Origin of the sequence: Actinomadura rubrisoli, assembly GCF_004349215.1 — a bacterium.
In the GTDB taxonomy this organism is placed as follows: Bacteria; Actinomycetota; Actinomycetes; order Streptosporangiales; family Streptosporangiaceae; genus Spirillospora; species Spirillospora rubrisoli.
The window spans coordinates 1-6,688 of the sequence record NZ_SMKU01000440.1; the positions used below are offsets into that span (position 1 = coordinate 1).

Genomic DNA, 6,688 nt, shown 5'->3' on the forward strand with positions numbered 1-6,688 from the left:
GGGCGGGGGCCGGGGCGCGCTGGAGCCTGGTGCGCAGCCAGTCTGGGACGTACTGGTCGTCGCGGGGGAACGCCGCGAGGTCCTGTTCGTACGCTTCGTCGGGGATGTCCGGGTCCCAGAGCGGGTCGTAGTCGGTGTTGAAGCTGGTGTAGTAGGCGCCGGGGGGCTCCATCATCAGCCGCATGCTCAGCCAGGCGCCGCGGCTCTGCCGGTACATCGTCGAGCGGAGCTCGGCGGCCAAGTCGATGACGTCGCGGGGCAGCTCGACCGCGGGTGTGGAGCCGTCCTGGAGGACGACGGTCAGGGCCAGGTCGGAGACGGCCACGGTCATGAGCGCCCGCAGGTCGATCCGGCGCCACCCATCCGGCGCGGCGGCGGCCAGGAGCCCGGCCATGCCCGTGGTGAGCTCGTCGTAGCGCCCCTGGTCGTCGCTGCCCGTGGCCCCACCGGAAGCTTCGGTCATCGCTGTCCCTCCTGTCCCGTGAGTGTATTGCCCGGTCCGGTGGTCTCGACCAGGTGACCGGACGCGACGAGGTCGGCGATCGAGTCGACCAGGTAGTAACCCATGCCCTCATCGGACGGGGGCGGCGTCTCCCCGGTGGGGAAGATGGGGGCCATGGAGAAGAGGCCCGTGTAGCCGCGCAATGGCTTTTCGACCCGGTAGACGCGGTACGGATAGTCCTGCGGTTCGCCCCATAGGCCGCGCCTGGAGAACGGGGTTCCGACGTCGTAGACGAAGCTGGACGAAGGGTCTCCGTAGGCGTCCACCATCGCGCCCGGTCGCAGAACCTCGCTGGGTGGTTCCTGTGCTTGGGCGGTGGGTTTCGGCTTGGGGAGTAGCTTGTCCGCGAGCGTCCGGTAGACGTCGTGGACGGAGATGAACGCACCGGTCTCTGGCGGAGGCCCGGGGACGCAGACGAAGTGTCCGCCGGGCCGGTTGTGGAGCGGATCCAGCGCGATGTACGGGCCCGGCGCGGACGGACGTGGCGAGTCGCTGGTGCGGGCCTGCGCGCTCCGGTCACCGGACGCCAGCAGCCACGCGTCCACGCCGTCCCGGGGCCTTGTGCGGCGGTCGAGCAGGCGCGCCGTCCGCAGGACCTGGCTGTTGATCTCCATGCGGGCGTCGGCCATGACGCCCGCCATCGCGTGGACGACCGCCGCGCGCGCTTCGTGGAACGGGGCGATCGTGCCGTCGGGGCCGAGGGCGAGCCAGGCGCCGTCGGTGTGGGCGATCGTCCAGCAGCCGTCGGCCGGCGTCCCGACGCGGAGGCGATCGGGGCCGGTGCTGCGGTGGTCTGGGCCGGTGTTGCGCTGGTCTGGGCCGGTGCTGCGGTGGTCCGAGCCGGTGCTGTGGCGGTCTGGGCCGGGGGTGAGGTCGGCCAGTTTCATGCGCGCGCGCATGAACAGCTGCTCGGCGCCTGTCGGCAGGAGCCGGACGAGGTCGCTTTCGCGTTGCGGGGTCGTCTGCGGGTCGAACGCCTCCGCGGCCTGGTGCAAGTCGAAGAGGGAGCGCAACCAGCCGGGGATCTGCTCGTCCGGACGGGGGAAGCGGGCCAGTTCGGCCGCTGCGTCGGCCGGGGTCGGCTCGTCCTGCCAGGGGAAGTCGTCAGGTTCCCGGCTGGAGACGTTCCAGCCGACCTCGCCGGACTCTTTCCACAGGTGGAAGGTGGCAGCCGTCCAGGCGCCGAAGTCCGGATTGTAGGACGCCTCCCGGAGGCGGCGCAGCCGCTCGGGGACGCCTGAGGCGGGGAGGCCGCGTCCGGCGCGCGCGATGCCGGCGTGACCGCCGCCGCTCGCGGAGCCGCTCAGCTGGAGCGCCTCGTGGCGGCCGACCGCGCGGTAGTCGAGGCGGGCCCGTTCCCAGTCGCCCGGAAGCAGGCGGACGACCTCGTCGACCAGCTCGCCGAGCACCGCTGTCTCCTCCTCCGGCGTCACGGCGTCGCCTCCGGGGCGGCGGTCTCGCGCAGCCTGCCGGACGCGACGAGCTCGGCGATCGTGTTGACCAGGTAGTAACCGCGGCCGTCTTCAGTGGCCTGCTCGACGGAGACCGTGGTGTGCTCGACGGGGAAGCCAGGATGGACGCGCAGTGGTTCCTGGAGCCGGTAGAAGCGGTGCCTGTGCCGTTCGGGCTCGCCCCATAGGGCCCTCTTGTTGAACGGTGTTCCTACCTCATACAGGAAGACCTGATCGGTGTCGCCGTAGCCGTCCAGGACCTTACCCGCGGGTAGGAGTTCGCTCGGCTCACCGGGCGCTTCTGGCAGCGCGTTGAAGGCGAGCATCTCGAAGACCTGACGGACGCTCACGAACGGTCCGTGGGCGGGCGCCTTGCCAGGGGCACTGACGAAATAGACGCAGCCATGGCGGCCCAGGAGCGTCCCTAGAGCGACATAGAGGCGGTCGGAGGACGGGCGGGGCGCGTTCTCAGTTTCCGTCCAGATCCGCTGGCCGGTCTCCGTCAGCTCCCACTCGCGCCACCCCTTCGCCTCGTCGTGCTCGCCCTCCCGGATGAGGCCCGCCAGGCGGAAGACCTCGCTGTTCAGGCCGGAACCCTCCTCCGCCAGGAGCGCGCCCACGGCATACGCGACGGTAGCCCTAGCGGTATCACGGGACGCGAGGTCGGAGTACGAGTCGCCCTCCCAGCGGACGGCCCGCCAGCCATCCTCGCCTTGCAGGACCGTCCAGCAGCCCGTTCCCAGCCGTCCGACCTTGAACCGCGCCACGGCATCACCGGACAGGTCTTGCAGCAGACGGCGCGCGCGGGCGAACAGCAGAGGGCTCTCAGGGGCGAGCTGAGCGACCAGGTCGCGCTCGTCCTGCGGGGCCTGGACGACCGTGCTCAGATCCTCGTTGGCCGGTCCCATGTCAGCCGGACGCGGGCTCGTTGATCGTCCGGACGGCCTCCGCGCGGGTCTCCTCGTCCACCTCGGGGATCTCGAAGCCGTTGCCGCGCGCCCAGCCGACCAGATCGGGCTCCGGTGCGACACCGTGTTCGCGCAGGTAGTACGCGACGGCCCCCGGCCAGATCCAGGTGCCGTCCGTGTGGAAGGTCATCGGCACCTCGGCGCGTCCCGCCGGGTCGAGGACGTCGGTGTCGAACCCGCGGGCCGCGAGCACGATGGGGGCTCCCGCCAGGTAGCGCAGCAGGCCCTCGCGCTCCTCGTCCGGGACGGGCGGGCGCTGGACGACGGGACGGCCCGCCGCGTCCACGGAGTCGAAGAGCCTGGCCATCCGCAACGGCGTCCGAGTGGGCTGCGGGGTGCCGGTCAACCCGCGTTCCCGCAAGTAACCCTCGAAGAGCGGATGCGTGCGCTTGCTCAGAGCCCGGACGAGTGCCTGTTCCTCAGGGCTCAACTGTCGCCGACCCTGCGCGCGCGCCGTCTCCTCCAGCCCGTGCATGGTCTCGTATAGCGCCTTGACCGTTCCCTCTCCCAGGCCGTTCCGCGCCCGGTACACCTCCACGGCCGGGACGAAGTCGTCATAGGAGACCTCGTCGTAGTCGGCGCCATGGTTGAAGTCGATTTCGGCGATGTAGTACATCTCCCGCTGGAAGTCGCCGACCTGCGGGTTCAGGGCCACGCAGCTGAGACCGCCGCCCGGAGTCTCGATGAAGACGACCGGTCGTTCTTCATAGACGAAGTACCGCGGATAGGTGTCCTTCACCATCATCACGACAGAAACTCTCCGGTAGAACGTGGCGATATCGGTCGGCGGCCGCCCGGACCGTGCCCGGCGGCGATCACTGCTGAGCCAGGCGCTCCAGCCCGCCCAGGTTCGCCGCCTGCGCCTCCTGCGCGTCGGCGGCGATCTCCCCGGCGAGCGGATGCTCCGGAAGGCCCTTGAGCCGCCGCAGCGCCTCCACGGCGGGCACGCGCTCGCCGAACAGGTGGGCCAGCCGGGCCTTCCACAGCCCCGCCGCGATCTCCCCGTCCCGTCCGGCGGCCTGACGCCCCAGGTAGGAGGCCGCATCGCCCGTCACCGAGGCCCACACGTACCCGACGACACTCCCGGCCCGCGTCACCGGCAGGAAGACCACCGGCCCGGCCGTCCGCACCGGGTAGGACGGGGGCGCGGTGCTGATCAGCGGCCCCCAGCCCTGCGAGCGGTCCACGGGCGTCCCGTCCGGGAACAGGCCGTCCTGGACGAGCGGCCCCGGCTGGTGCGCTATGCCCGGGTTGAGCAGCTCGGACAGCTCGGCGGTGCCGGACGCCCGCTGCTCCCGCGCGCTCGGCGGGACGGCGCCGCCCTTCGCGTCCTCCGGCGCCCCGATCCAGCGCCGGATCGCCTCCCGTGCGGGCAGGCCCTCGTCGTACGCCTCGGTCAGCCGCAGCGCCCAGAACCCCGCCGCGTCCAGGCTCGGCTCCGGAAGTTCGAGCCGGCGGATGAACCCGGCGGCCTTCGCGTTGGACTCCGCGGCCCACAGATACCCGACGAGCTCACCGCGGAGCAGCACGGGCAGGTAGAACACGGGCTGCCGGGTGAACGGCTCGTAGCCCTCCCGCGGCGGCTTCGGGCCACCGGGGATCGGCGGAGGCGGAGGAAGATCGGGAAATCCGTGAGACCCGCTCTGACCGCCCTGGGAAGGCGGGAAACTCATGGCGTGCGTACCTTTCGGTCTTTGTGGCCGCTCACGGCATCGTTCCGGGCGGGATGACGCTGGCCTGGATATCGAAGACGGGGAACCCGTTCTCGTCGAATCCAGTATGGGTCACACCCGTGATGTAGTAGCTCGTGCCCCGCTGAAGGATCAGCTCACGCTGGTCGTCGTACGCGCTGGACCGGCCCATCCACAGCCCCGGCGAACCCGCCGGAACGTCCAGATGGAGCCGATAGCGGAACCCCTGCCCGTCCACCTGCGTCGTGTCCGCGCCGAGCGATGTCGACATGTACGCCGGCTCCGACTGCATGCTGCCGACCAGCATCAGCGGATGCCGTCCGCCCAGCGGATTGCCGTCCGCCGCCCTGAGGAACGACACGTCATGCAGACCGCGCAGCGCTTGGACGGGCTCGGGCAGCGGCTGGTTGAGCGCGTGGTCCAGCTCATTGATCCGCCGCCAGAACGCGTCCGGCGTCGGCTCGGCCCCCAGGTACTCCCTGAGGTGCTCGCGCTGCCCGAAATTGCTCCACATCTCCTGGAGACGCAGATCGGGACGCGCCTGCGTCAGCACATGCCTGATGATCTGGCGCTGGTAGTCGGTCAGATCGGGCCGGCTCCACATCCGGCGCAGCTCGTCCGGATGGAACGGCATGCTGCCGCCGTTCAGCGCCGCCAGATGTCGGACGTAGTTGTCCTCCAAGCGCAGGTTGTTCAGATACCCGGCCACGTCCGCACCGGGACGCAGGAACGGATTCGGCATCGACTGCACGGTGTACTGGTAGACCGCGTGCTGCAACTGCGGAGGCAGGTTCTGGTAGACGTGCGCCAGACGATTCTCGCCGTACCGCTCGCCCTCCTCGTTCGTGTTGAACCGGCGGAACCCGTCCGGATCCACATGGCCCTCACGGCGGAACCAGTCCCGCCAGCCCCGCGCCTCCGCGTCGTCGCCGGGCCGCGTGCCCTCTCGGTGGCCGGGGGCGTAGCCGTCACGTCCGGCGGGCGTGGTCGTCCCGTCCGGGTGGTGGGTGTTCCACGCCCCGTTCGGCGGCCAGCCCGGCCTCAGCCGTCCATCGGCGTCCGGACGGCCCGACGAGGCGAACACATTGCCGTTGCCATCGGACCAGGCCAGCCCGTTCGGCGCGACCACCGGCACCCCGAGCCGCTGCGAGAGCTGCGACGCGAAGTCCCCCTCGCCCGTCCGGCAGGACAGCAGCAGCACCTCACGCCCGTTCCACGTCGGGTCGTTGCGGATGAGATGCGCCAGATCGTCCACATCCAGCCGGCGCCCGCCCCCGAGCCGCAGCCCGTCCGCGTCACCATGCCCATCGACCACGAACCGATGCGGATCCGCCGGCACCCGCCGCGCCAGATCCCGCATCGCCGGATCCGCCGGATCATGGAACGACCGCCCGGCCGGCGTGCCGTCACTGTCCCGGAACACATCATGCAGATGCGGCGGCAGACCGGCCGGGACGTCCGCCTCATCCTGCCTGACGGCCTCCTGCTCAGGCTCCCGCCCGGGGGCGCGCTGCTCGTCCCGGGCGGGGTCATGTTGATCGTCGCGGGCGGGGTCACGCAGGTCGCTCCGCGCGGGGTCGCGCTGCTCGTTGTGCGGGGGGCCGCTACGCGTCGGATCGTGCTGGTCGTCGCGGGTGGGGGTGCGCTGCTCGTCGTGGGCGGGGCCGTGCTGGCCGTCCCGGGCAGGGTCGCGTGGGTCGCGTCGCGTGGGGTCGTGCTGGTCGTCCCGCGTGGGCGTGCCCTGCTCGTCGCGGGTGGGGGCGCGCTGGTCGCTCCGCGCAGGGTCGCGCTGCTCGTCGTGTGTGGGGACGCGTCGCGTCGGGTCGTGCTGGTCGTCCCGCGTCGGGGTGTGTTGCTCGTCCCGGCCGGGGTCGCGTTGATCACTCTGCGCGGGGTCATGCTGGTCGCCCTGCGTGGGGGTGCGCTGCGCGTCCCGGACGGGTTGCTCACCCTGCGTGGGGGTGTGCTGCTCGTCTTGGACGGGTTGCTCGTCGCGCGTGGGGGCGCGGTGATCATCCCGGACGGGACCGGGACCGGGACCGGGGGCGGTCTTGGCGGGCTCGCGTCCATCACGGG

The 6,688-nt window shown here is 71.4% G+C and carries 7 protein-coding genes; 1 reads left to right on the plus strand and 6 read right to left on the minus strand.

Features of this window, described 5'->3' with window-relative positions:
• The 6 genes from E1298_RS42315 to E1298_RS42340 form a co-directional block, all read right to left on the minus strand.
• Nucleotides 1–463 (minus strand): hypothetical protein (locus E1298_RS42315; protein WP_131903021.1); only part of this gene is annotated, 463 nt, incomplete at its 3' end.
• Complete coding sequence (locus tag E1298_RS42320) at nt 460–1,935, minus strand: TNT domain-containing protein (RefSeq protein ID WP_131903022.1); 1,476 nt, start codon at nt 1,933–1,935, stop codon at nt 460–462. The genes E1298_RS42320 and E1298_RS42315, both read right to left, overlap by 4 nt.
• Entirely contained in the window at nt 1,932–2,861 is a 930-nt protein-coding gene (locus tag E1298_RS42325; RefSeq protein ID WP_131903023.1) for a glycohydrolase toxin TNT-related protein, read from the minus strand. Before E1298_RS42325 ends, E1298_RS42320 begins: the two co-directional genes overlap by 4 nt.
• A 1-nt stretch (nt 2,862) precedes the next feature.
• Nucleotides 2,863–3,669, minus strand: coding sequence for a hypothetical protein (locus tag E1298_RS42330; protein ID WP_131903024.1), 807 nt, complete (start codon nt 3,667–3,669; stop codon nt 2,863–2,865).
• A gap of 67 nt (nt 3,670–3,736) precedes the next feature.
• Complete coding sequence (locus E1298_RS42335) at nt 3,737–4,594, minus strand: hypothetical protein (RefSeq protein WP_131903025.1); 858 nt, start codon at nt 4,592–4,594, stop codon at nt 3,737–3,739.
• 31 nt (nt 4,595–4,625) lie between these two features.
• Nucleotides 4,626–5,972: an ADP-ribosyltransferase gene (locus tag E1298_RS42340; protein WP_131903026.1), complete on the minus strand. Its 1,347-nt coding sequence runs from the start codon at nt 5,970–5,972 to the stop codon at nt 4,626–4,628.
• A 72-nt stretch (nt 5,973–6,044) separates the two neighbouring features.
• On the opposite strand from E1298_RS42340, the gene E1298_RS42345 reads away from it, so the two are divergent.
• On the plus strand, nt 6,045–6,688 hold a 644-nt coding region (locus E1298_RS42345), incomplete at its 3' end, for a hypothetical protein (RefSeq protein ID WP_207945172.1).